Annotated in this window: 15 protein-coding genes and 3 pseudogenes; 8 read left to right on the top strand and 10 right to left on the bottom strand. The window is 52.7% G+C overall.

Annotated elements, in window-relative coordinates:
• Window positions 1–7: 7 nt before the first annotated feature.
• A pseudogene (locus XM38_RS13665) lies at window positions 8–1,267 on the top strand (ABC transporter ATP-binding protein).
• Between the two features lie 22 nt (window positions 1,268–1,289).
• On the opposite strand, the gene XM38_RS13660 reads toward XM38_RS13665, so the two are convergent.
• Together XM38_RS13660 and XM38_RS13655 are read right to left on the bottom strand one after the other, a co-directional pair.
• A complete protein-coding gene (locus XM38_RS13660; RefSeq protein WP_080807721.1) occupies window positions 1,290–2,069 on the bottom strand; it encodes a response regulator transcription factor in 780 nt (259 codons plus the stop codon).
• A 184-nt stretch (window positions 2,070–2,253) separates the two neighbouring features.
• On the bottom strand, window positions 2,254–3,312 hold the full coding sequence (locus tag XM38_RS13655; protein WP_088431683.1) for a DUF3616 domain-containing protein: 1,059 nt from the start codon (window positions 3,310–3,312) through the stop codon (window positions 2,254–2,256).
• A gap of 214 nt (window positions 3,313–3,526) precedes the next feature.
• Here XM38_RS13655 and XM38_RS13650 point away from each other — a divergent pair, with 214 nt between their 5' ends.
• Entirely contained in the window at window positions 3,527–4,765 is a 1,239-nt protein-coding gene (locus tag XM38_RS13650; protein ID WP_080807723.1) for an ABC transporter substrate-binding protein, read from the top strand.
• 236 nt (window positions 4,766–5,001) lie between these two features.
• Here the strand turns inward: XM38_RS13650 and XM38_RS13645 are convergent, their stop codons facing one another.
• The 7 genes and pseudogenes from XM38_RS13645 to XM38_RS13615 all read right to left on the bottom strand — a co-directional run bounded on the left by XM38_RS13645 (window position 5,002) and on the right by XM38_RS13615 (window position 12,223).
• Window positions 5,002–6,402, bottom strand: a complete 1,401-nt coding sequence (locus tag XM38_RS13645) for a transposase (protein ID WP_080807608.1) — start codon at window positions 6,400–6,402, stop codon at window positions 5,002–5,004.
• Between the two features lie 573 nt (window positions 6,403–6,975).
• Window positions 6,976–10,356 carry a Piwi domain-containing protein gene (locus tag XM38_RS13640; protein ID WP_080807610.1) on the bottom strand — a complete coding sequence of 1,127 codons (3,381 nt, stop codon included), beginning with the start codon at window positions 10,354–10,356 and terminating at the stop codon, window positions 6,976–6,978.
• Between the two features lie 17 nt (window positions 10,357–10,373).
• Window positions 10,374–10,556 (bottom strand): annotated as a pseudogene (locus XM38_RS13635) (hypothetical protein); the annotation flags it as partial.
• 294 nt (window positions 10,557–10,850) lie between these two features.
• Window positions 10,851–11,309 (bottom strand): type II toxin-antitoxin system VapC family toxin, encoded by a 459-nt coding sequence (locus XM38_RS13630; protein ID WP_202978892.1) that lies wholly within the window; start codon window positions 11,307–11,309, stop codon window positions 10,851–10,853.
• A complete protein-coding gene (locus tag XM38_RS13625) occupies window positions 11,302–11,550 on the bottom strand; it encodes a hypothetical protein (RefSeq protein ID WP_080807613.1) in 249 nt (82 codons plus the stop codon). Before XM38_RS13625 ends, XM38_RS13630 begins: the two co-directional genes overlap by 8 nt.
• 160 nt (window positions 11,551–11,710) lie before the next feature.
• Window positions 11,711–11,875, bottom strand: a pseudogene (locus XM38_RS27040) (JAB domain-containing protein); the annotation flags it as partial.
• Between the two features lie 153 nt (window positions 11,876–12,028).
• Window positions 12,029–12,223 (bottom strand): hypothetical protein, encoded by a 195-nt coding sequence (locus XM38_RS13615; protein WP_137455118.1) that lies wholly within the window; start codon window positions 12,221–12,223, stop codon window positions 12,029–12,031.
• A 200-nt stretch (window positions 12,224–12,423) separates the two neighbouring features.
• On the opposite strand from XM38_RS13615, the gene XM38_RS13610 reads away from it, so the two are divergent.
• Window positions 12,424–12,747, top strand: coding sequence for a BamA/TamA family outer membrane protein (locus tag XM38_RS13610; RefSeq protein WP_080807618.1), 324 nt, complete (start codon window positions 12,424–12,426; stop codon window positions 12,745–12,747).
• A 260-nt stretch (window positions 12,748–13,007) separates the two neighbouring features.
• Window positions 13,008–13,838: an ATP-dependent Zn protease gene (locus tag XM38_RS13605; RefSeq protein WP_256995622.1), complete on the top strand. Its 831-nt coding sequence runs from the start codon at window positions 13,008–13,010 to the stop codon at window positions 13,836–13,838.
• A 91-nt stretch (window positions 13,839–13,929) separates the two neighbouring features.
• Here the strand turns inward: XM38_RS13605 and XM38_RS13600 are convergent, their stop codons facing one another.
• Window positions 13,930–14,892, bottom strand: a complete 963-nt coding sequence (locus XM38_RS13600; protein WP_187329404.1) for a GGDEF domain-containing protein — start codon at window positions 14,890–14,892, stop codon at window positions 13,930–13,932.
• Window positions 14,893–15,614: 722 nt separating this feature from the next.
• On the opposite strand from XM38_RS13600, the gene alaS reads away from it, so the two are divergent.
• The 4 genes from alaS (at window position 15,615) to XM38_RS13580 (ending at window position 24,108) form a co-directional block, all read left to right on the top strand.
• Window positions 15,615–18,248 carry an alanine--tRNA ligase gene (alaS, locus tag XM38_RS13595; protein ID WP_088430150.1) on the top strand — a complete coding sequence of 878 codons (2,634 nt, stop codon included), beginning with the start codon at window positions 15,615–15,617 and terminating at the stop codon, window positions 18,246–18,248.
• A 699-nt stretch (window positions 18,249–18,947) separates the two neighbouring features.
• On the top strand, window positions 18,948–19,178 hold the full coding sequence (locus XM38_RS13590) for a hypothetical protein (protein ID WP_080807624.1): 231 nt from the start codon (window positions 18,948–18,950) through the stop codon (window positions 19,176–19,178).
• Between the two features lie 65 nt (window positions 19,179–19,243).
• Complete coding sequence (locus tag XM38_RS13585) at window positions 19,244–20,707, top strand: chymotrypsin family serine protease (RefSeq protein ID WP_080807628.1); 1,464 nt, start codon at window positions 19,244–19,246, stop codon at window positions 20,705–20,707.
• Between the two features lie 2 nt (window positions 20,708–20,709).
• A complete protein-coding gene (locus XM38_RS13580; RefSeq protein ID WP_137455116.1) occupies window positions 20,710–24,108 on the top strand; it encodes a DUF6603 domain-containing protein in 3,399 nt (1,132 codons plus the stop codon).
• The last annotated feature ends 8 nt before the right edge of the window (window positions 24,109–24,116 follow it).

The raw sequence follows: 24,116 nt of genomic DNA, 5'->3' as shown, positions 1-24,116 counted from the left end.
GGACCCTGTGACTCACCTCGTCATCGACCAACTGTATAAGACCTTTCCTGCTGGCCCTGCCCACCGGGGAGAGGCCACGGCGGTGCTGCGACGGATTAACCTGACGGTACATGCCGGCGAATTTATGGTGCTGGTGGGGCCCTCGGGCTGCGGCAAGAGCACGCTGCTGCGTTTGCTGGCCGGGCTGGAGACGGTGACGGCAGGCACCCTGTCTGTAGGCGGGCGTCGCCTCAATGAGTTGCCGCCGAAGCAGCGCAATATTGCCATGGTGTTTCAGAGCTATGCCCTATATCCTCACCTGACGGTCTATGACAATTTGGCCTTTGGGCTGCGCCGCATGCGTGGCCCCATGGCCGCTGCCAAACCGTCGCCCGCCTCAGGGGAGAAGCCTGGGACCCAGGGCAACCAGGATCTGGGCTGGGCCCTGAGTCATAGTACCTGGTGGCGAGAGGCGTTGACGATGGCGACGCGGCCCTTCCCGAAGCGGTTGCGCTATGTCTCCCAAGCCGAGGCCCTGATCGACCAGCGGGTGCGTCTGGTGGCGCGGATGCTGCAGATCGAACCCTTACTTAACCGACATCCGCGGCAACTCTCGGGGGGGCAGAAGCAACGGGTGGCCCTGGGTCGGGCCATGGCCCGAAATCCTGAGGTGTTTCTGATGGATGAGCCCCTGTCTAATCTGGATGCGAAGCTGCGGGTGGAGACCCGGGCCCAAATTGTGACGCTGCAACGGCAGTTGGGTATTACTACTCTCTATGTCACTCACGATCAGGTGGAAGCCATGACCATGGGCGATCGCATCGCGGTGATGCACCAGGGGGAACTGCAACAGGTGGCCCCGCCCCTAGAGCTCTACAACCATCCCGCCAACCGCTTCGTGGCCGAGTTTATTGGCTCCCCCACCATGAACTTCTTGCCGGTGCAGATCAAGGCCCCGGCGGGGGGGTGGTGCACAGCAACTTCCGGCTGTCCTTACCCAGTGCCTGGCAGGAGCGGCTGCAGGGCTATGACGGCCGCCCGGCCATTTTGGGCATTCGTCCGGAACATCTCAGTCTGGGGGGTGCCTGCCCCCAAAAATTTGCCGGGACAGGTGCAGCGCCTCGAAGCCCTGGGCAGTGAAACCTATCTGACGGTGACGATGGATAATCAGCTGTTGCAGGCCCGCATTGCCCCCGATTATCCGGTGCAGGTGGGGCAGGAGGTCTGGCTTGCGATCGCACCTGAGCAGGTTCACCTATTTGATGCCCAGACCGAACAGGCCCTATAGGCCATTGGGGCTATCGCTGCAGCTAAGACCCTGAAGACATCTGGCGGGGGACCGCTTCCACCGCCGCAGCCCGCTCCGGCGGTGCCGCCCCATTGGGGATAATGGGCTCAACCATGGCCTCGGTGGCATTAAAGCAATAGCCCACATTGCGCACCGTCTGAATAATATTGGGGTGGCGAGGATCCGGCTCAATTTTCTTACGCAAGGACAGAATATGAGTATCCACAGTGCGAGGATTATCGATGGCATCGGGCCAGGCCCGGCGCAGCAGATCTGAGCGACTCAGGGGAGCCCCCCCGGCCTGGGTCAGCACATACAGCAAGCTAAACTCCTGGGGGGTGAGATCGATATCGATCCCACGGCAACGCACCCGCCGTTGCACCAAGTCGATGTTGAGGTCTCCGTAGGTGAGACTGGCCGGGGCCATGGTTGTGCGACGAATCCGCCTGACCAGAGCATCCACCCGGGCTAAAAATTCCTGCATGCCGAAGGGCTTGGTGAGATAGTCATCGGCTCCGGCCCGTAACCCCGCCACGATATCGGCCTCCGTATCCCGAGCCGACAGAATTAAAATCAGCGGCTGCCCCTGCTGGTAGATCCAGCGGCACAGCTCTAAGCCATCCCCGTCTGGAAATTGGGAATCTAGGATGACTAATGCCGGACTGAACGACTGGAACACCTCGCGGGCCCGGGCTAAGTTAGCAGATTGGTGAACTCTGTACTGGGCCTGCTGCAGATGCCAACCCAGTAGCGAGCGTAGATGAGGATTGCTTTCAGCAATTTGAATAGAAACAGGGCCCACCGGCATTGAGAGATATCGCTAAATCACGCGACTGGCCAAACTGCACCTTAGCCTATCAGAGCCAGGCTAGTGGTTTTGTAGCTGCAGCTACCCCGGCTCGCCGCGCCGCCCAACCCATCGCCCTTTCTCTACTCACCGTCGCCACCCTCGGCATCGTGGTTGCCCCGGCAACGGCAAGGGATGGCTACTCCAATGCAAACACATCGGCCAAGACGCTGTGGGTCTCGGCATTGAGGCGATGGGGGGCGGGAGCATCGTAAACCACCAGCAGGTTAGAAGAGGGATCGGGGCAGAGGGTGATGCCTTCGGCCCGGTCCGTGTCATGACCATGGGGAATCTCGAAGAGATGGTCTGGTGTTAGACACTGAGACGGCGACAGGTCTAAGGCATCGGCTAAGCGAAAGACCCCGATCGCCCCGTTCAAGGCCATGGTGGGACCGGCCAAGATCAGCAGATCGGCGCCCTGCCAGCAGAGATCGCGAATGCCCATGCCCGCCAAATCCAGAAAGTATTTGCGGTAGCGATGCCCGTCTTCCCGCTGCCGCAACCGCAGCCGCTCCGATGTCTTTTCCTTCACCTGCAGTTCTAAGAGGATGGCCCAGCCCCGCAGTACGGGGCCCCGCAGGCCTACAAACAGGCGGTCCTCGGCCACAGCTAGCCCTTCGATGTCAAAGCCGTTGTCTTTACCGGGAATATCCGCCTTCAGAAAGGGCCGCAAATGGGGATCTTTCTTTAAGACCTTCGTGAGCTGATTGCCATGGCGCTTCCGTTGCAGTTGGGCCGCGGTCAGCACCTGCTCCGGACGTTCCGGGTGCAAGCACTGATGATGCAGTTGGCCGTTGACCAAGGGAATGCGGCCCAAGAGATAGCGGTTCTCGTCTCGAGAGAGGGTGGCCAAGCGCTCCATGTTCTCGTCACTGCTGTTGTCGGGCTGGGGCTTTTTGCGTTTGAGGCTATGGGAGCCCGCCACCCAGAGGTAGTAGTCGGCATAGGCCAACCCTTCGATGTCGATCTCTTCGTCTTTGCCGTCGGGCAAGTCCAGATAATCCCCGAGATCAAGATGCTGGTGCTCGCCGATGGTGTCCCCATCTAGGGTCAAGCGTTCTAACCCGGCCGCCTCATCGCTGCCCAGCCAGAGATAGCCGTCGGCATCGCAGCGCACCGCTGAGAGGTCGTAGCGACCGTGGGCATGGGCCGGTTGCAAGGGGAGAGGCAGCTGCCGCAGGCGGGAATAGGTGGTCATGGCACAGGCGATAGACGGCAAGGGAACAGCTAAATTGGTACGCCAACTCAGCCGGGAGGATGTTTCGTAGGGTACCGCCAAATGGGACTATCGCCTACTGTGCTGTCCCCGGTGATTCTTCCCTAGGGGCAATGGTAAGGTTCAGGAGAATCCTGTAGGAGATCGATCTGTGGCAGGCTATCGCTGGCTTTGGGCACTGTTGTTGAGCCTGGTAATGCTGGGACTGGGGGGCTGTCAGGCCCCGGCGCCGCCGCCTGGGGTGGTGCAGCTGACCCTATGGCATGGCATCAGCCCACCGCCGAATCGGGACGTATTTCAGGAGTTGGTAGACACGTTTAACCAACGCCATCCCGAGATTCGGGTGAAGGCCCTCTATGTGGGGCAGCCGGACCAGCAAATTCCCAAGATCTTGACGGCGGTGGTGGGGGATGCGGCGCCGGATATTCTCTGGTATGTGCCTACATTGACGGGGCAACTGGTGGAGTTGCAGGCGATTCAACCCCTGGAGGACTGGCTGCGGCAACTCCCTCTAGCCGAGCAACTAGATCCGGCCTTGTTTTCCACCATGGAACTGGAGGGGCACCTGTGGTCGGTTCCCTTCGCCACCAACAACGCCGCCGTTTTTTACCGGCCCAGCTTATTCCAGGCGGCGGGCATTGAGCAGGTTCCCCTCACTTGGCCGGAGTTACGGCAGGCGGCTCAGCGGCTGAGCCGGGACAGCGATGGCGATGGCCGCCTCGATCAGCATGGCATGATGCTGTCCCTGGGCAAGGGCGAGTGGACGGTGTTTGTCTGGCTGCCCTTTGTCTATAGTGCCGGCGGCTGGCTGAGCCGGCAGGGGCAGCCGGACCTGGTCAATGACGGTGCGATCGCAGCGCTGCAGTTGGGCCAAGACCTGGTGGAGAGTGACTCGGCCTTGCTATCGGCCCCAGAGCGGGGCTATGAGATCAATGACTTTTTGGCCGGTAAGGTGGCCATGCAGGTGACCGGTCCCTGGACCCTGACCCAGATGAAGGACGCCGGCATCGACTTCGATGTCTTTCCCTTTCCCGTGGCCGAAGAACCGGCGGCGGTGCTGGGGGGCGAAAACTTCTTTCTCTGCCAGACCAGCCCGGAGAAGACCGAAGCCGCTAAGACCTTTCTGGAATATGTCTTGAGCGCCGACTTTCAGCTGGATTGGGCCCTAGGCACCGGCTATCTGCCGATCAATCGTCAGGTGCGCCGCAGTGAGACCTATCAAGCCTTTGTGGCCGAGAACCCTACCCTGCAGGTGTTTCTAGACCAGATGGACTGGGCCCAATCCCGACCCATTGCCCCCCGCTATCCCTACCTGTCTGAAAACTTCGGCCGCGCCATCGAAGCGGCTCTGCTGGGGCAGGATCCTCGCCAGGCCCTGCAGGAGTCTCAACGGCGGCTAGAGCTGATCGTCGGCAATGGCCAAGAGGGCTCTTAATCAATCCCTCTGAGTAACATCCATGCTCTGGACGTTAAAATCGACTCACGATATCTCACGAGCATTGGGCCGTCTGGTTAGGACCACCCGCCATTTTACCTTAGCGGAGGATTTGGCCTGTAAGGATAACAGTGATCGGCGCCATGAATTAGTGAATATGGACATGCTACCTCCTGCTTTAGTGATAGAAGTCGTCAAGCAGGACACTGGACAGTCATAAGTTTGCGCTGTGTTCGCTAAAGAGGCAAGGATGTCAGCGTCGGCGTTTGAGGGGATAGTCTTTTAGCGGCCAGTAATTTAGCGAGAAGTAGGGCCTGTCTACTTTCCATTAAATGATGCTGCCATTGATGTTGAAGCGCCAGCTGAACGAATTGAGCGGTGGGCAAGCCGTGTTTGGGGCGTGTGCGAAACCATCTTGGTGAGTGAGTCCAAACGTCGTGAGGCATCTCTAAGGCGAGGACTTGCAGGATGCCTAAAACGATGGCGTTGAGGTTGAGAAACCGTTCAAAGGCTTCAACTTTGCGTTTGACCTGATGTTGTAAGGGTTCATCGAGGTGAGCCAGGATTAAGGTTTGGGGCCAAGTGGGTGTGGCGGTCATGGCCTTGAGCCAAAAGCGGTAGCCAAAGCCGCCCAACAGGTGAACCAGGGTGCGAAAAGTGACCTCGATTTTGAAGCGCCAGCCATAGGCTTCAATGACTTCGGGACCACTGAGGGTGACATCACTGGCAAGCAAAATGAAGGGTTTGCCCCCCGGCAATTGAGTCAGGACAAACAAAACGGGGGCATCGGAGCTATCCCAATAAAGTTCAAAACACTGATAAGCGACGGTGACATAGCGGCCATAGAGCCAGACCGCTGCTTGGGGACAGTCTTCCAACGGGGCAAATAATTCCCGTAACCGCACCGAAGCCCCCCATTTGCGCGGTCGTCCCGGTTGCCGTTGACCGGGCAAGGGGGAAGAGGGGGCAGGGGCGACCGTGGACAGACGCACCCGCGTAATGAGGTGTAATCCCTGTGCCCGGAAGGCTTGCAACACCTTACCCGAAGCGTAGTAAGCATCCAGAATAGCGGTGCTGCCGCTTTCCATCAGCGTCACACATAGCGTCGCCATCTTATCCACTAGGCTGGGGGATTGAGCCAACTCATCGGCCTCAATCCCATCGTGAAGTTGCAGCCTCAGGGGCACCACAAACAGCGCCGCACCTCGCCCTAACAGCAGGCCCAAGGCACTGAAGTAATGCCCGCGAATCCACTCCGGCTTGCCCACATTCGCCGACTCCTGATGCAGTTGCTTTACCCCCGGCATCCGACGACCCTCCTTGTTCACCTTGATGCCATCGCCGATATATACCCGCTGTCCTCGCAGCCGTAAACAATGGGGATGTGCTTGCAGCCAGTTACTCCAATGAGCACACAGCACTTCGACACTGAAGGCCGTGGCGTGGAACCAGTGCAGAACTTGAGCATAGTACCGTTCACCCAGGCCAAGGCCATTGACGTAGCTGGTCACCGCAGGTGGGGCGGTACTCAACAGCACCCCCCACATCAGCAGGACAAACCAGTCGAAGGTCTTTTCACGCTTGAATACCGGGCGCAACGCGCACAGGATTTGCTCCCAACGTTGACATAACTCCATAATGAACTTGGCTGATGATTGCAATTTCAGCCAGTGTCGAACATTCCGGGCTTAAATGCCTCAGGAATGTTCTTTTTTCAGATAACGCTGATTGCCTAGAGAACTTCGCACTGCCCAGTTCTCTAAGCCTTACAGGATTCCACACGCTGAGCCTTCTCGGCCTGTAAGTTGTCTTCCCATGGCGTCCCGGTTCATGAGCACACCTTCTAAAAGGAACTGCTTGATAGCCCGAGCGTGGGCTTCTCGGGTATTGGGGTTGCGGATGTTGACGAGAAAAATTCAACGAAGCGGCGAGCCGTTTCAGGGCCAGCATTCGTAATCAGGCTTGGCAGCGATAGCTCGGAACCATGAACGAGGGCAAGAGTAGCCGAATTATTTTGAGGATTGGCAAGTAGGCTCATCACATACAAAGAAACGCCGGAATTGGCTCAGTTTTTCTCCTCAGGACTATATGACATAAAGAGGAGTTATGTAAGATAAAAGTTAGTAGAGAAGAGCTTATTTCTATTGCCGTTGAGTTTCGATTTCCTGCAAAAGTAGCTGGTTTTGACAATACCCAGACATGAAAATCTACTACACGAACCACGGAGTACGCTCTAAGACTGGGTGTAATTTAAATGGCTCGCTTTGTCGCAGAAATGCAGCAGTCAGATATGCAATATTTCCTGCGTATTTAGTCGTGATTGGCTCAGATGTGAAAGAATCGGTCGAAGCCCAATTCAGTTTCGTCAAACTGAGCACCTGAAGTGCTAAAGACCTCAAATCACATTTCTCTGGCTCAATACTACCGGGCCGATAATGATCTACGGAAATCTCAAGAGGTCGAGGGGTTCCTAATGACTTTCGATAGACATTAGTTCCAGTGGTCGAGAGTAGTAATCGACGACGAGAGATGGAGACAAAACTACCTCGCTGTATACTTCCATCTGTTTCTACCTTTGAGTCAAAAAGTCGGAAGTTGTTATGACTATTCACCCACACAAACGACACTGAAGCATCTGGCGCAACCTCTCTCACACCAAGAAGAACAGCGTTGTAGTCTTCTTTGGAGATCCGCACCGAATGATGAAATACTAAACTTGCCCCAGCTGGTAGCGACTGCTCACGCTTAAGACGTTCAAGAGCTGATTTGGCTAGCTGCGATAGATATTCGCTCCGCTTCTGAACATCAAATGCTGTCGTGTTACCAGCATAAAATTCCCACTTACCATAGCTATTAAAAACATTCGCAAAACCAAGTATTTTTTGGCCGCTCCTTGATTGTGTATATGAAAGACCCACAAAGAAGTCAGCATCTGGAATATTCTCAGGAAGCACCCAGGGAGTTACACCACACTTAGAAATGATATTCAGTGAAAGATTTAAATCCTTCCAGTCAGGATTATTAATCGTACCTGTGTCTACCATTTGACAGGGAATTCCTGCTTCTAACAACCTCCTCTTTAGGACAAAGTAAGGCGAATTTTCGTCATCTATTGAATACCCTCGTTTAGGCGTATGAATTAGAAACAAACGATTGAGATCTGCATTCCCATACCAATCAGGATGTTCCGAAAGAAGACGTTGAACCTCACCATCTATTCCTTCTATATGACTAGCCGTAATAATTGTTGGATAGGTGAACCGAGTCGAAAATGTACGCTCTGCTCCACGATATTTATACTTACCGCTCTTCAATCTCTCGATTAAAGAATTCATTTGCTGCCTTTGTGACTCAAGGCAAATAGGTATGAGTTCAATCCTATGTGGGTCGTTGTCATAAGAGCCATATTTAGTAATTCCCTCCCGTACGTCTGGCAACTTATGGCGGTCTCTGAACTCTACAGCGGGCTCACTAATACGCTCAATGCGAAATGTTGACGCTGAGTTAGAGTCAACCTCTGATAGCGATACGGCATCTGCACCCATTTGAACCCTGAACTCTCCAAACAGAAGCGGAAATATGCCAGAAAATAGTTGGGTTGCGGTCGCTTGTATCTTTTCGGCTCGCTTTCGCGATGCCCCAGTTGAATCGGCAAGACTATGTGTTTTTATCGCCCTGTGTAGGTCAAAGGAAGTATTTCGACTTTGAAGAATAGCTTCTATTTCTGTTAGGGATAGGTTCGGAATTACTTTATCTAGCTGAACTTGTTTTTCCTCATTGCTATCAAAAAAATAGATGATCGCCCATTCCGTATCTAAAGATACAATCTTTCTACTTTGCCAGGACTCTGAATAGGCATTACAACGTTTTCCGATCAGCACTCCACATGAAAGATGCTGTACTACTTCGTGTACTTTCAGCACATTCAAAACTTGGCAAGTATAATCCACTGAGAGGTAAACATTCCCCAGAAGCTCATGAACTTGAAGACAATAGGCGGGATAAAATCGGACTACAGACTTTACATTAGTCGGTATTGGTAAATCTACACCTCTCCTATGAGCAACTATTCGGCTATAGGCAAAGCGGTCAATATGCCAGTTATGAGCAGACAAAGTATCTCGCAAGGCTTTGGTTAGATCGCCTAACCGAATATGGATTTCATCTCTTGTTGCATATCCATCCCCCTTGAATATATTCAACGGGTAGATGTTCATAAACTCTGTCTTTGGAACCTGGATGCTGGCCAGAAACGCTGCCTTACGCTTTTCAGCCTCACTTTCTAGCTTCAGAATTGTCTCATTCTCACGGAGAAAAAATGATGGCGGGGGTAATTTCAGCAGCATCATTTCTCGTGCCATTCGCTGTGTTCCCTCACTGAGAGCTTGAACAAATGCTCTGCCTTCAGGGTCTTTCATGAGACGAAGCCATTCGATGAGCTTTCGATTACGCGGCATTGAATCGAGAACTGTTGCATCGAGTCGAAATCTGTCAGGCAAGTCAATATTTTGCTGTTGAACACGACCAGGATTCTTAACCACAAATGCATCGGTGTAGTGTTCGCAACAGATAGGATTTCTTGTCTGATAATCGCGATGGGCAACTGCATTGACAATGGCTTCATCTACCGCAATTGATGGAAGCTCTGCCTGCTCTTCAAAGCCTCCCTCAGGTCTCCGATATTGTAATCTCTCAAAAAAGGCCGCTTCCCGAAGAAATGTCCGGGCAGCACGGATTTGCTTTGTGACAGGGCCTCGAATGTCTTTATCAAATGAGGGCAAACCTCGATTACGGAACTGACTTGAAGGTACAACGAACTTCAGAAGACGAAGGTAGGCATGTGGTAACACTCGTTGTGGATTTGACGCAAAAAACAAAAGACCAGGTAAGGTAAACCAGTATTCGTTTTCCTTTTTGACTATCGCTCCAGCCTGGTAGAGAAGGTGCTCATCTGAGAAGTCACGAGTAGACTCAGGATGAAACACACGTCGGAATTCCTTAAGAACTTCAGCATCAATATCCTCTTCCGAAAACGGACACCAGGGTTTCCCCTCTATATCAAGCAACCCCTTCTGTAAACGAACGCTCTCCCTTACGTCCTGATTCATTGGAAGAGACTGAGGCCCATGTCTGACCCATGCTCTTGGAGTTTTCTCAGGTGTCTCACATATCGCGCTTGAGAGATACCCTGAGTAGATCAGACAAAGAGTTTTCTCCTCTCCGTTTATGTCTTGGCAAGGGTAAAACTTAACCTCTGCAGCATAAGCACGAAGTAGGGTATTTAAGTCGGTAAGGGCATTACAGTTTGGTTCACTTAGATGATCGACACCAACTATCTTACCAGCAGATGATATGCCAAGAACCAACAAGCCTCCTTCACGATTACTATTCGCGAAAGCAGACACTGTCTTGATCACATGATCTTTAAGCCCATTAAGTTCATTTTTAGAAATGCTTGAATTTCCTTGTGACCGACCAGCTTCTTTGCGATCAAAATGCTGTCCTTCAAAGTCATCATCTTTTGACTGGGTGAGAAAGTCCCATCCAGATAGGGGGGTATCGAATAGTTCACGAGGTGACGGACGTGACATCAGTAAGCAAATCCTCCTCAGCAGTACTGCCGGATATAGCCATACGCCTTTTCAAACAGCTTCGTATCCTGATGGAGCTGATGCTTGAAGAGCGTTTTCCGTAATGCCCATTTCACTTCCCGCTCACTTGCACAGGTTTGCTGCCAGTCGGGAAAACTGAGCAAACGAACAATCTCATCAATGTTGTTAACGATGCGCTCGATCACTTTTGATGTCTGGTCAGTTTGCACCTGTGTTAGGAGTAGGAGAGGTGCAAAATTGAGCGTCAGTTGTCTGCTGGGAGTAGCAGAACGATATGATTTTTGGTTTCCATATCTCGAAGAACTCATACACTGCTCGTCCCTCTTGTCAAGAACTTTGAATATAACATCTAAATTATACTGATGTACTATTTCAGCTCAAGCCCGTCGGAAACCTCTTTCAGTAGTTCATTAAGCTTCGCGATCACAATGTCTGGATACCTTGCCATATCAGTCAGTTCTAACAAGAAGCCTTTATCCGTTTGAATTTAAGGGTGGAAACGTTGTGAGGGAAAGGACTTGGTAATTTGTTCCCTCTAGCGCTCGGATGAGCTTACTGTCAGCAGTCACTAACGGCACCTTCAGCCGCTCCGAGAGTTCAACATAACAGGCATCATAGGCCGAAATGTTGTGCGCGATCGCAATATCCAACGCTTCATTCACCAGTTCTGGAATCGCAACCCTCTGAAGCGCCAGGGCTTTAAGCCTCACCAGGCTGGCTTTAGCATCAGTAGCCGGATAATTTGCCCGTCGCACATATTGCCAAAGCACATTGGCACATTCCGCATAAAACAGCTCTGGTACATACAGCTCAGTGTCGGGTCCTGTACTGAGTTTGGCGAACAGCACCTCTGCTTGCTCAGACCCCTCCTGCTCAATGAAGAGCTTAATCGCAACACTCGCATCAACGACACAGCGCACAGGGCTATTCATCGTAGCCTCGAATTTCTCTCAAGATCGCAACGCTGTCCGGTACGGTTTGTGGGGGTGTCCAGCGGGCTTGATGAATCTCTTGAAGCACCTTAGTTTGAGTCTGTCTTTGCATCTCTGTCTCTAAAGCTTGCTGCAATAGCACCACAATTTGCTCATTGATCGAGCAGGCTTGAGCAAGCGCCATCCCTTGAATTTGGGTAAATAGCTCATCCGGGATTTCTAGCGTGTTGATGTGGGTCATACTACTCACCTCCTTAATCTATTGGTAAAGTTTGATTAGCCGTTAACGGCGGCGGCTGGATCAGCCTTCTTCCATCATTAACCATGTGCCTCCTGGTTTTCCACCCAAAATATGTCCCCTGGTATTAAGGACTCAATCTTGAGGTTGCTCTCGCCATGGGGATGATTCGGGTTGCTTCTCGGTGAATTACCGCTCGAAACACATCGTGGGGATGGGCCAACGTCTCTGTGGCCGTGCCGATCGTCACCACCTGTAGTCTCAATAAGCGACGCTTGATATCCAGCAGGATGATCGCAAAGCACTCCTGGCTCCGCCACATCAACTCCTAGGACAGGGCAGCCACAGCAACAGTAGCACCAGCAATTTTGGCTATCGCACCCACCCCATTCATGGCGATCGCCGTCTCCATGCCGAAATTGATTTAGGTACGCCTAGTAGCACCATCGTGCGGACAGCAGATGGCGGGCGAGTCACCTTTTCAGGCATCAGCGGCTATCTCGTCACCTTTTAAGGTGATCTCACTGCCCTCAGAAGCGGGTGGTGACCAGGATTCAACCTGATCTGCCAAGCGTTGTTCCCACCGCAGAATCGCGGCGTGGGACTTCTTGTACACTCGCTTGGTGGCCCACACCCCCATCCCTTCCGTACGACCATTCAAAGCAAATTCAACCATGCTTGACGGGGTGCGGAGACGGACCATGGGGGTACCGGTGCGCTCATTAAAGTTCCGATGACACTCTCGGCAGCGATAATACTGTACGATTTGATGGTCTCAGAGACGACAGGTCCCATTTTTGACGACGGTTTCGCTTTGGCAATGGGGGCACTGCATCGGTAAATAGCTCACGACACCTTTATTCTAGACATCCTCCTTTGGCAGACCAGTGCCGAGGATATCGTGAGAATCAACTGGTCACCGACAATGGATTCACCGGCTCCTTAGAATTGCGCTTCCCTCTATCGGCTGCTCCTGGAGAGTTACAGCTGACTCCCTTTGTAGAAGGGGGATTTGGCTGGAACGAGGAGACATCTGTAGAAGGACTTGCCAGTATTGGCGTTGGCTTACGCTGGCAGGTGGACCCAAGTTTCAGAATTCGTCTGGACTATGGCTACCCCCTTATTGATCCAGATCAGGATGAAGACACGCTGCAGGAAAACGGCATTTACTTCTCTATAGATTGGATGTTTGAAGAGTAAATCGTATCTGGGTCCAGACTATGCCTCGTCCGAGTCCCATTTGATATCAAATCCGCTAAGACAGGCAACATTACGATGATGTATCACAACTGCAATCCGTCATTCCGGGCAAGCGCAGCGCGACCCGGAATCCAGGCAGAGCGCTTTGGGCGTAGCTGAGATTGACGCTCTGGATTCCCGCCTTAAGGCCTCCGACCTCGCTTCGCGAAACGCGGGAATGACAGAGAACTGTTTTCCTAGGTGAATTAACCGGATTTCATATGAGTTCTGGAATTCCCTCTAAGGTTAAACTCCAAGCTCAGTTGGCGTCTATTCAGCATCCCGTTGCCCAGAACCGCTACACTGCCAATGTAATGTCCATCACCGTCGAAGCCTCGGCCCAGATCCCCATGCGTGAGACCACCTTCAATACCCTTGCGATCGCAATTTTTCTGGTCACCCTCACCAGTCTGCTAGGTCCTCTGGTAAATCTCTCCCCCGTCGTACCAGCCCTGGCCACGGCGGGGCTCTTGGGACTGGTCACGGTGGATCAACTGGGGCTCAACGGCAGCCTGGGCCAGATCGCCATGGACGGGCTAGCCCGCACCTCCGCCGACTATCGCCAGCGGGTGCTGCACCACGAAGCGGGACACTTTCTGGTGGCCGCCCTGTTGCAGGTGCCGGTGGTGGACTACAGCCTCAACGCCTGGGATGCCTGGCGCCGGGGCCTGCCTGGTCAAGGGGGGGTGGTCTTCGATGACCAGGCCCTGATGGCCGATCTAGAGCAGGGGCGCATCAGCCGTCAGCAGATCAACCGCTACTGCACCCTGTGGATGGCCGGCATCGCCGCCGAACAATGGGTCTACGGCCAGGCCAGCGGCGGCCAGGACGATCGACAGAAGTTTCAACTGCTCTGGCAGCAGCTGCGGCGTCCGGCCCGGGAAGTGCCGATGAGCCAACGCTGGGCCGCCCTGCAAGCCCGCTCCCTGCTGGAACGGCACCCTGAGGCTTACCAGGCTCTGGTGGCGGCCATGGATCAAAAGGCATCGGTGGCCGACTGCTATCAGTGTATGCAATCCCATCTGGCCTGCGGCCAGGACCAGACGACCTAGTCGGCCAAGGCAGAAGGCAGACAGGGAAATCTTGATAAGTTTTAGTCTTGCTGCGCTAGTCAATAAGAAATATTATGTCTGCCCCAGCGTCCTAGGCCACCACCCGGTTGCGACCGGCGGCCTTAGCCCGCAGCAAATTGTCATCGGCCCGCTCCAGCAGACTCGTGCCCTGGGCATCGTCCTCACTGCTAAGACTGGCCACGCCGATGCTGATCGTTAGGGGAATTTCCAGGCCATCGTCGTTGAGGATGAGGGGATGCTGGCCGATGCGATTGCACAACCGCTGAGCCACGATTAGCGCTGCCTCACTGTTAGTCTCCTTGAGGATGATCACGAACTCCTCACCGCCGTAGCGATAGGGCATTTCGTGAAAGCGCAGTCCATGGCGCAGGCGTTGGGCCACCATCTGCAGCACCTGATCCCCGACCAGATGACCATAGCCATCATTCACCGCCTTGAAGTGATCGAGATCCAACATCAGCAGACTCAATGGCAGCTGTTGTTGCCGAGCCTGCTCAACCTGGCGCGACAATTCCCAATCAAAGGCCCGCCGATTCTGCAATTGGGTCAAGGCATCCACCAGGGCGATGGCCGAGAGTAAATCATTGGCTCGCGTCAGTTTACGGTGAGCATCGATCTGATCTAGACCTGCCTGGAGCTGTAACCGCAGCAGCATCTCTAAGTCCTGCGTCATCTCCCCCTCGGGAATCCACAGATAAGCATCGGCATGGGCAGCCAGGGCGGCAGCTAGGGATTGCCGGTAGCACTGCAGAGCCTCGCAGCCATCAACTCCTACCTCACAGGGCCGATCATCCAACACCAAGCAGTAGTTCTGGCCGGGGGATGACTGCTGTTTAATCCAGTCACACAGGCAGAGCGTTTGGGGCCAGCTGCCTTGCAAAATCACTAAATCTGGCGGGGTGGTCTGCATTGTCGCCTGGGCGCCACTCATACTGGAGGCTGCCTCAGGCAGGAGAGACGCCAGTCGTGGCAATCGATTCATCCATTGCTGGATAAACTGTGACTCCCCAACCAATAGCGTCGATAAGGTCATTGCAGAGATGGGTAATCCGGCAACCCTGGCCGGCGTTGCCGACATTTCCGTTGAACCGGCTAAATCCAGCGGCGATGGTTCTAGACCGGTAGGAGACTGAATAGATACCGCAGGCACTCCACTTAGGGAACCGTGAGCCAGCCAATCGATCGACAGCAGATAGCATCATGAACGGGTGAGAGGGGCACACCCAGGAGCTATCCGGCGCACAACCACCTCGAAGATGCCGGTAGTTATCACGATCAACGCCTGTCCCGTGAATATGCGGATACTTTATCGTAGCCTTCTACCCCTGTTGTACTAACTCTGGGGGTGGCTGAACACAGCGGAGTTGCCGAAATCAGGATGTGATATTTTTACAGACTATCTACGTAGAAGTTTGGGGATGTCTAAGGACCTTATCGGGGAAAATACCAAGAGTCCCGTCAATTTGCCTGAGCCGTGGAGCTTAACACTAGGTAGCCTCCCCTAATGTCCTCCGTAAAATTGCGGGGATTCCTTAGAAGAATGCCGAGGCTGGCAGTCAGATCACCCGGCCATCGGGCAAAATGGAAAGAAACGTCAATACTGTTAATATGTTGCATTGGCCAGTCAGCTCCGGATGCAGCTGAGCCTGGAATCCATGCCCCCCTAAAGGGCTGACTGGCTGGCAACCGCACAAAGCGTGTGGCGGTTGCTATAGTCACCCTAGAGTTGCAGTCTGCTCCAGAAGCTCCATGTCTATGCCTTCGTCTCAACCCGTTGCTAAAACCGGGGATTCCATTCGCCAGACATTCCTAACCTTTTACGAGCAGAAGGGCCATCGCATCCTGCCCAGTGCCTCCCTGGTGCCAGAGGATCCGACGGTGCTGTTGACCATTGCCGGCATGCTGCAATTTAAGCCGATCTTCCTGGGGCAGCGGGAAGCGGAGGTGCCACGAGCCACCACCTCCCAGAAATGCATTCGCACCAACGACATCGAGAATGTGGGTCGCACTGCCCGGCACCACACCTTCTTTGAAATGTTGGGCAACTTCAGCTTCGGGGACTACTTCAAAGAGGAAGCTATTGCCTGGGCCTGGGAACTCTCCACCGAGGTCTTCGGCTTGCCCCCAGAGCGTCTGGTGGTGAGTGTGTTCCGGGAAGACGACGACGCCTTTGCCATCTGGCGGGACCAGATTGGAGTGCCGCCCCACCGCATCATCCGCATGGGGGAAGCCGATAACTTCTGGAGTTCTGGCCCTACCGGTCCCTGCGGCCCCTGTTCTGAGATCTACTACGATTTCCATCCGGAACGGGGGGATGAGGCCATCGATCTAGACGACGACTCCCGCTTCATCGAGTTCTATAACCTGGTGTTCATGCAGTACAACCGGGATGCCGAGGGCACGCTGACGCCATTGCAGAATCAGAACATCGATACGGGGCTGGGGTTAGAACGCATGGCCCAGATCCTGCAGCAGGTACCCAATAACTACGAGACCGACCTGATCCTGCCGATTATCGAAAAAGCCGCAGCCATCGCTGGGCTCAAATACCATGACTGCGACGACAAGACTAAGGTGTCGCTGAAGGTGATCGGCGATCATAGCCGAGCCGTGATGCACATGATCGGCGATGGTATCACTGCCAGCAATGTGGGGCGAGGCTATGTGCTGCGGCGGTTAATCCGGCGGGTGGTGCGCCATGGCCGCCTGATCGGCATTGAAGGCGCCTTCATTACCCAGGTGGTGGAGACGGCGATTCGGCTGGCGGAGGAAGCCTATCCGGCTGTGCGTCAACGACAATCTGTGATTGAGGCAGAGCTAACTCGGGAAGAAGCCCGCTTTTTGGAGACCCTGGAGCGGGGCGAGAAACTATTGGCCGAGATCCTGCAGCGGCGCAGCCAGCAGATCTCGGGGCAAGATGCCTTCGTGCTCTACGACACCTATGGCTTTCCCCTGGAGTTGACCCAGGAGATTGCCGCCGAGCACGGCCTCGCCGTGGATATGGAGGGCTTCGAGGCCGAGATGGCGCAACAGCGGCAGCGCTCCAAGCAGGCCCACGAGACCATCGACCTGACGGTGCAGGGCAGTCTAGACAAGTTGGCGGAACAGGTGCACTCTACTGACTTCTTGGGCTACACCGACGCCAGCAGTTATAGCCAGGTGGTGGCGGTGCTGGTGCAGGGGGAGCTGGCCCAGGCAGCCGAAGCAGGCACTGATGTCCAGGTGATTCTAGATCAGACGCCGTTCTATGCCGAGTCTGGGGGGCAGATCGGCGATCGCGGCTACCTCTCTGGCGAGGGGCTGGTGATCCGCATCGACGATGTGCAGAAGGATGGGGACATCTTCGTGCATGTGGGCCGGGTGGAGCGGGGCACCGCGACTCCCGGTGCCCGGGTGACGGCCCAGATCGACCGGGCTTGCCGGCGGCGGGCCCAGGCTAATCACACGGCCACCCATCTGCTGCAGGCGGCTCTGAAGAAGATCGTGGATGACAGTATTTCCCAGGCGGGTTCCTTGGTGGCCTTCGATCGGCTGCGGTTTGATTTCAATTGCCCGCGGCCCCTGACGCCGGAGGAATTACAGCAAGTGGAGGAACAGGTGAATACCTGGATCGCCGAGGGCCACCAGGCCGACGTGGCGATCATGCCCCTGGATACCGCTAAGGCCAAGGGTGCGATCGCAATGTTCGGCGAGAAATACAGTGCCGAGGTGCGGGTGATCGATTTTCCTGGCGTCTCCATGGAGCTGTGTGGTGGCACCCATGTGGGCAACACCGCCGAGATCGGGCTGTTCAAGATCATCTCCGAGACCGGGGTGGCTTCTGGCATTCGCCGCATCGAAGCGGTGGCAGGTCCAGCGGTGCTGGAATACCTGAACCTGCGGGAAGCGGTGGTGCGCGATCTCTCAGAGCGCTTCAAGGCCAAGCCAGAAGAGCTGCCAGAGCGCATCACCACCCTGCAGAACGACCTGAAGGCGGCCCAGAAACAACTAGATAGCCTGCGGTCAGAATTGGCCCTGGTGAAGTCAGATCAGCTGCTGCAGCAGGCCGAGACTGTCGGTAATCTGAAGCTGTTAGTCGCCGAGTTACCCGGGGTCGGTGCCGATGCCCTGAAGACGGCGGCAGAGCGATTGCAACAAAAGCTGGGTGAGGCAGCGGTGGTGCTGGGCTCGGTGCCCGAGGCGGGCAAGGTGAGCCTGGTGGCCGCCTTCAGCCCGGCGGTGATTGAACACAAGCTGCAGGCCGGTAAGTTTATCGGCGGCATCGCTAAGCGCTGTGGCGGCGGCGGCGGCGGTCGGCCTAATCTGGCCCAGGCCGGGGGCCGCGATCCGGCCAAGCTGCCCGAGGCCCTGGCGGCAGCGAAGCAACAGCTGCAGCAGGCCTTAGGGTGATTAAGAGCTTTGAGCTCACGGGGCTGAATGTCGAGTTGGGCTGTTCTCTCAGTGCTGACATCCGCGCGAGGCTTCGCCGGAGCCTTGGAGGCGGTGTCGATCTGTGGGTACAACCCAATGCCGCAGTCGCCCCAGCAATTAACGATCAGTAGCAGAACAATACACCAGGGATCCAACGACTGCTGATAGACCGTAGGCATCTCCTCATGGCTGGTGCGGCTGGGGGATTCAGAGGGCGATTAATCTGGCCACAAGATAGGATGGTTTGGGTTTTATAAACAAATGAGAAAATATACGAATCTTTATTTCTTTATTGCCCTTAGGCGAAGCAAAAATTGCTAACTAAATTACATTTAGGCATGTGCATATATTCAATATATGCAATTATAGCAATTTTCTGAAAATAGATCATTTTCAGAGCAGAGTAGTCTATTCTTTCATATCCGGAAGGTGACTTTTTGGGGATGTCTCGAGATATCTTCTATTCCTTTAAATTTCGACATCTCACTCTTTAAAGCTGAGGAGTATTCTATAGAAAAATCATTTCCCAGGCTCAATATACTCTTGAGTAAAAGGTTGGCTACAAGGAGTTTAATCTCTCTAGAAAAATTAGGTATTAATCTACAAGGAACTTCACTGCTTCAGGAGAGATAACTGAGTCGATGGAGGGGATTCCATAACCTGAGCTATTGATGTTTAATGCTCGGTTTTAAGACGGCTTTAAATCCCCTAAGAATCTGGGATTTCCCCACAGGTCAGGCTGGCAATATCGTGATTGGGGAAATTGCGATCGCCAACCTTCCTACCCGCACCAACTTTCCCAACATCCTTGCGATCGAAAAGCCGGCTCCTCCCCAATGGATGCTGAATGAGAGTATTTCAGACATCGATGCAACCAGGTCTGAATTCAAAGTGGAAACAAACTCGTGATTTGCCTGGTAGTGACTTCATCATGAATTTTCCTAATGGAGTTTTAGTAAAGGATAAAACTGATTATGAAAAGTCGTGAAGAGCTGATTAGACAACACGAACAACTTCTCAAAGTACATGAAAAAGTCAAAGATGTATTGGCAGGCTATCCTAACGTAGTTAATGTAGGAATAGGAATCAAGGAAATAGATGGTCAATTGACTGAGGAAGGATGTATCAAGATAATTGTAAGAGAAAAGAAAAGCGAAGCTGATCTTGAATCGAACGCGGTAATTCCCAAAGAAGTAGAGGGGATTAAAACCGATATAGTCATTCAGGAAAACAAAATACTCTTGGCAGTTTGCGCTGAAGATGAAGGAAATTATCGCCCAATCAAGGGCGGAATTAGGATTAATAACTTTAGAAATACTGGGGTTGGTGGGGGCGGAACATTAGGCTGCCTTGCCAAACTTGATGCTGATGATAGCTGGGTAATTCTTAGCTGCCACCATGTTTTATATGGGCAAGATGGGGATGAAATAGGACAGCCTTTAGTAGGGTGCTCTTGGTGCTGCAAAACCAATGTCATTGCTGAGAATTTCGATAAAGACAAAATCCGAGATGCTGCGATCGCAAAAGTCAAAGATGATATCTCACTTAAAAATATAATTCTGGAAATAGGCAATATACAAGGTACTGGAGTGATTCCAGGAGTAGCTTCGCCAGTTTCTGGGGAACGTGTAAGAAAAAGAGGTTCAACGACAGGTCTTACATCTGGAGAAATAAGCTACATTGATCCAGGTACTTCAGAAATTACTATTCGTCCCAATCCAAATGGGGGACCTGCAGACAATCCTGGGGGATGCACCAACTATGTCAGTGGAGTCAATATTTTTGCGTATCATGGTGATTCGGGCTCTGTAGTCGTTAATGATAATAATGAAGTTATTGCATTGCTATATGCGGTTTCCAACAATTATTCTCAAGCTTTCGCAAACGATATAGAACTAGTTCAAATAAGCTTGGGGATTACGATTAATACAACTAGCTCGATACCTGGCAGAGTTCCCATCTCAATCTCTTCAGCTGATTTACCACCTAACGCTAGCTCAAACGGTCTAAATGAGATCTGGCTCGAATATATAGAAGAGCGGTTAGAAGAAACACAGGCTGGCCAGAGAATCAAAAAAATTATTGATGCGCATCAAGAAGAAGTCTTGAGGTTAGTGAATAAGCATCGTCCTGTCATGGTGACCTGGCAGCGCAAACAGGGTCCAGCCTTTGTGGCAGCATTGAGCCGCAGCCTGAAGAATCCGGAATATGTCATCCCTTCTGAAATCAATCGAGTCTCATTGCAAAACCTGCTAATGAGTATGGCTGCTGTGTTAGAAGAGCATGGCAGTGAAGCCCTGCGAGAAGACATCCAAAAATATGCCTTAGAGGCCATTCAAGTTACCAAACGTTGCAGCACTGCCGAAGATTTTCTCAACGTTATTGAGCAGTTAGATGCTGAGGCGAAGATTCAGCAATCATCTATACTCACGAACTGATCATGGCTACTCCAGGAACTCTAGAATCAATTGCCATATGGTTGGCGAAATTATTCCAACCACTCCAAGAAGAACTCCAAGTGGGAAGAATACGGTTCTTCTTTGCAGAGTTGGGGATGGAGTTCCCACCTGAGCTAGAAACCAAAGCGGCCTTCACGAGGGTATTGGGTAAAGCCGTCACTAGAGCAGCCCAGCTGCCTAGACAGGTCACAGACCTGATTCAAGCGATAGAGGCTGAAGATCTATCCAAAATTACCAACCTAGGCGTTGACTTGTTTGGCACAATCAAGTCGCTGGTTGAAAGCTTCCAAAGTATTGCAGACGAACTCAAGAATTTAGGAGGTAGTCTGCCGGGAATTTCTGCGGCAGAATTAAACGCATTTGCAAATGAATTGCCCCAAAATATATTTGACTATTTGGTGATCAAAACTTTAGAGGGTACGCCAGGAATGGCGGAGATCTTCGAATTTATAGACGCCATTGAGCGGCAGGAAAATATATCTGGCGATTTCACCTATACCAGCCGAAAAATAAAGCTCAATCAATTCACTCATTTTATTAGTCGGCCCGGAGAACACCTTGAAAACCTCTATGATTGGGGTCGTTCTTCTTTTGATGGCATTCGTTTATTGAGCACCCTCGAAAAATTATTGAACCGTAGTGGTGTGCCTGCCATCTTCGATCAGACAGCTGCCACCCCCGTCTTAGATTTAATTTATCTGGAAGCAAAACCAGAAACGAATATCAATCCTAAAGGATTAGAGTTATCCTTGCTCGATCGGATCATCGTAGACAGTGAAGAGTATGGACTTGATGACTGGATAATTCGCTTTATCTCAAATACTGATCTGGTGCCGGGTGTTGAAATAATCATCCAACCTGATGGAAAGGTTGCATTTATTCCTCCATCGGGACAACTCAAAGGGGAGTCATTTTTAGAGTGGATTGGTGGCGATAAGAACGGTGATCCTTACCTGATTTTGGGGCGACCCGGTGGTAGTCGCCTAGAAGCGACACAACTGTCCATGAGAGCAGGAATAGGTTTTGCCTGGGATCCGTCTGCAAACCGAGCGATAGGTGATTTCACAATCGGCGGGGAAGTTAAGGGCGGAAAACTCCTCATTGATTTCAGTCAAGGAGATGGTTTCCTAACTAGGATCTTGTCGAACATCAAACTGGAATCCAATTTTGATCTTGGTTTTGGCTTTTCTGGTCCAGACGGCATTTTCTTCTATGGCAGCAGTTCTTTACTGGTCCAATTGCCAGCTCATATTGACCTTGGGGTCGTCAAAGTTAAGGCGATCACTATTGGCGTGGGGATTGATGCCAGTGAGATTCCTATTAGCCTGAGTGCTGATATCAATGCCAATTTTGGCCCTCTAATCGCGGCGATCGAACAAATTGGCATGCGGGCAGATCTCAGTTTCCCTGCGAACCAGAATGGAAATCTTGGTCCCGTTGATTTAGATATTGGATTCAACCCCCCTAAGGGTGTTGGGCTAGCAGTAGATGCAGGTGTGATAAGAGGCGGCGGCTTCCTCCGTTTTTACCCCGAGAAAGAACAGTACGATGGCATTCTATCCCTTGAGCTGATTGGCATCGTCAGCGTTACGGCAATTGGCCTGATCACCACGCGCCTGCCAGATGGTTCTAAGGGCTTTTCCTTATTACTGATCCTTTCTGCTGAATTTGGCTCAGGGTTTCAGCTCGGGTATGGTTTTGTCTTGCTGGGAGTTGGGGGTCTGTTGGGGCTGAATCGCACCATGAAGCCCGAACCCTTAACCGAAGGCATTCGAACCGGAGCAACTGAGAGCATCATGTTCCCACGGAATGTGATCGTCAATGCACCCAGGATTATCAGTGATCTACGGCAGTTCTTCCCACCAGAAGAGGGAATCTTCCTGATTGGCCCCATGGTCAAACTGGGTTGGGGAACCCCGGCTCTGATTACTTTTACCCTTGGTATCATCTTTGAGATTCCAGGCAACATTGCCATTTTGGGCATTCTCAAGGTGGCGCTGCCAGACGAAAGAGTTCCCCTACTCGTACTTAAGGTTCTTTTCATTGGTGTCCTTGAGTTTGACAAGCAGCGGGCCTACTTCTTTGCCAGTCTCTTTGAGTCACGGATCCTCTTTATCACCCTTGAAGGAGAGATGGGGCTACTCATTGCCTGGGGCAATGACAGCAACTTCGTGGTTAGTGTGGGGGGCTTCCACCCGCAGTTCACACCGCCACCGCTGCCCTTCCCCACTCCCAAGCGGGTTTCCCTCAATATCCTGAACGAATCCTGGGGTCGGATTCGGGTGATGAATTACTTTGCCATCACCTCTAATACGGTGCAATTGGGGGCCAGAGCAGAATTGTTCTTTGGCTTTAAGGTCTTTAATCTTGAAGGCCATTGCGGCTTTGACGCCCTGTTTCAGTTCAATCCCTTCTTCTTCATTATCGAGATATCCTGTGGAGTCTCCCTCAAGGTCTTTGGCATTGGGCTGTTCAGCATCGAACTGCGGTTCTCCCTAGAGGGGCCGACACCCTGGCGCGCCAAGGGATACGGCAAACTCAAGCTGCTCTTCTTCACCATCAAAGCCAACTTTGACTTCACCTGGGGTGAAAAGAAAGATACCTCCTTACCGCCGATTGAGGTCTTGCCCTTGCTGCAAGGGCAACTGCAACAGCTGGCAAACTGGCAGGTTCGGCTGCCGACATCGAGCAATCTGCCGGTGTCCTTACGGAAGCGAGAGGAGGACAATGAGAGCCTGGTGTTGCCTCCGGCTGGCACCCTGATGGTGACGCAACGGGCAGTGCCGCTGGGTATCCGGCTCGACAAGGTGGGTAGTCAAAAACCCAGTGATGGCAAGCGGTTTTATCTGGAAGTGGTCGGTGGCTTGAAGAAGGTAAAAGATCTGACCGAGCAATTTGCCATTGCTCAATTCCAGGATTTCAAAGACGACGAGAAGCTCTCTCAGGCAGCCTTCCAACCGGAAGATGCAGGATTGGAACTGGCAGTTTCAGATCGATCCCTGGCCACAGGTAAAGCGGTCAAGCGCAACATCCGCTGGGAGACTCATATTATCGACACCAACTCCCTATTTGCATTGATTGCCCTGCTGGGTTTGGTCAGTCGGCTGTTTAACCTTTTCCTCAACGGCAGCGTCATCACGAAATCAGTGGTATCTCTGCATTACAAACGGCAATTCCAGCCATTTGACGAAAAAATTACGCTCAGGCCCGAACAATTTGTGGTGGCATCTACGGTTGATAACAAGGCGATCAGCCAGCAGGCGATCTTTACTAGTGAGGCTAAGGCCCGTGAATTTATGCAGGCAGAGGTTGCCAAAGATGCCACGCGCCGAGAGTTGCTCCACGTCATCTTATCCGATGAGGTCAATATCGACGCATGAGACAAGAT

The organism is Halomicronema hongdechloris C2206 (assembly GCF_002075285.3).
Taxonomy (GTDB): Bacteria; Cyanobacteriota; Cyanobacteriia; order Phormidesmidales; family Phormidesmidaceae; genus Halomicronema_B; species Halomicronema_B hongdechloris.
The sequence above is the reverse complement of the archived record's forward strand: the minus strand, read 5'-3'. Positions and strand labels throughout refer to the sequence as shown.

What these genes read in the sequence shown, in the direction of transcription:
- XM38_RS13655 (WP_088431683.1), bottom strand. Translation starts at nt 3,312, where the DNA reads ATGACCACCTATTCCCGCCTGCGGCAGCTGCCTCTCCCCTTGCAACCG.
- XM38_RS13650 (WP_080807723.1), top strand. Translation starts at nt 3,527, where the DNA reads ATGCTGGGACTGGGGGGCTGTCAGGCCCCGGCGCCGCCGCCTGGGGTG.
- XM38_RS13645 (WP_080807608.1), bottom strand. Translation starts at nt 6,402, where the DNA reads ATGGAGTTATGTCAACGTTGGGAGCAAATCCTGTGCGCGTTGCGCCCG.
- XM38_RS13640 (WP_080807610.1), bottom strand. Translation starts at nt 10,356, where the DNA reads ATGTCACGTCCGTCACCTCGTGAACTATTCGATACCCCCCTATCTGGA.
- XM38_RS13630 (WP_202978892.1), bottom strand. Translation starts at nt 11,309, where the DNA reads ATGAATAGCCCTGTGCGCTGTGTCGTTGATGCGAGTGTTGCGATTAAG.
- XM38_RS13625 (WP_080807613.1), bottom strand. Translation starts at nt 11,550, where the DNA reads ATGACCCACATCAACACGCTAGAAATCCCGGATGAGCTATTTACCCAA.
- XM38_RS13615 (WP_137455118.1), bottom strand. Translation starts at nt 12,223, where the DNA reads ATGGTTGAATTTGCTTTGAATGGTCGTACGGAAGGGATGGGGGTGTGG.
- XM38_RS13605 (WP_256995622.1), top strand. Translation starts at nt 13,008, where the DNA reads ATGAGTTCTGGAATTCCCTCTAAGGTTAAACTCCAAGCTCAGTTGGCG.
- XM38_RS13600 (WP_187329404.1), bottom strand. Translation starts at nt 14,892, where the DNA reads ATGACCTTATCGACGCTATTGGTTGGGGAGTCACAGTTTATCCAGCAA.
- alaS (WP_088430150.1), top strand. Translation starts at nt 15,615, where the DNA reads ATGCCTTCGTCTCAACCCGTTGCTAAAACCGGGGATTCCATTCGCCAG.
- XM38_RS13590 (WP_080807624.1), top strand. Translation starts at nt 18,948, where the DNA reads ATGCTCGGTTTTAAGACGGCTTTAAATCCCCTAAGAATCTGGGATTTC.
- XM38_RS13585 (WP_080807628.1), top strand. Translation starts at nt 19,244, where the DNA reads ATGAAAAGTCGTGAAGAGCTGATTAGACAACACGAACAACTTCTCAAA.
- XM38_RS13580 (WP_137455116.1), top strand. Translation starts at nt 20,710, where the DNA reads ATGGCTACTCCAGGAACTCTAGAATCAATTGCCATATGGTTGGCGAAA.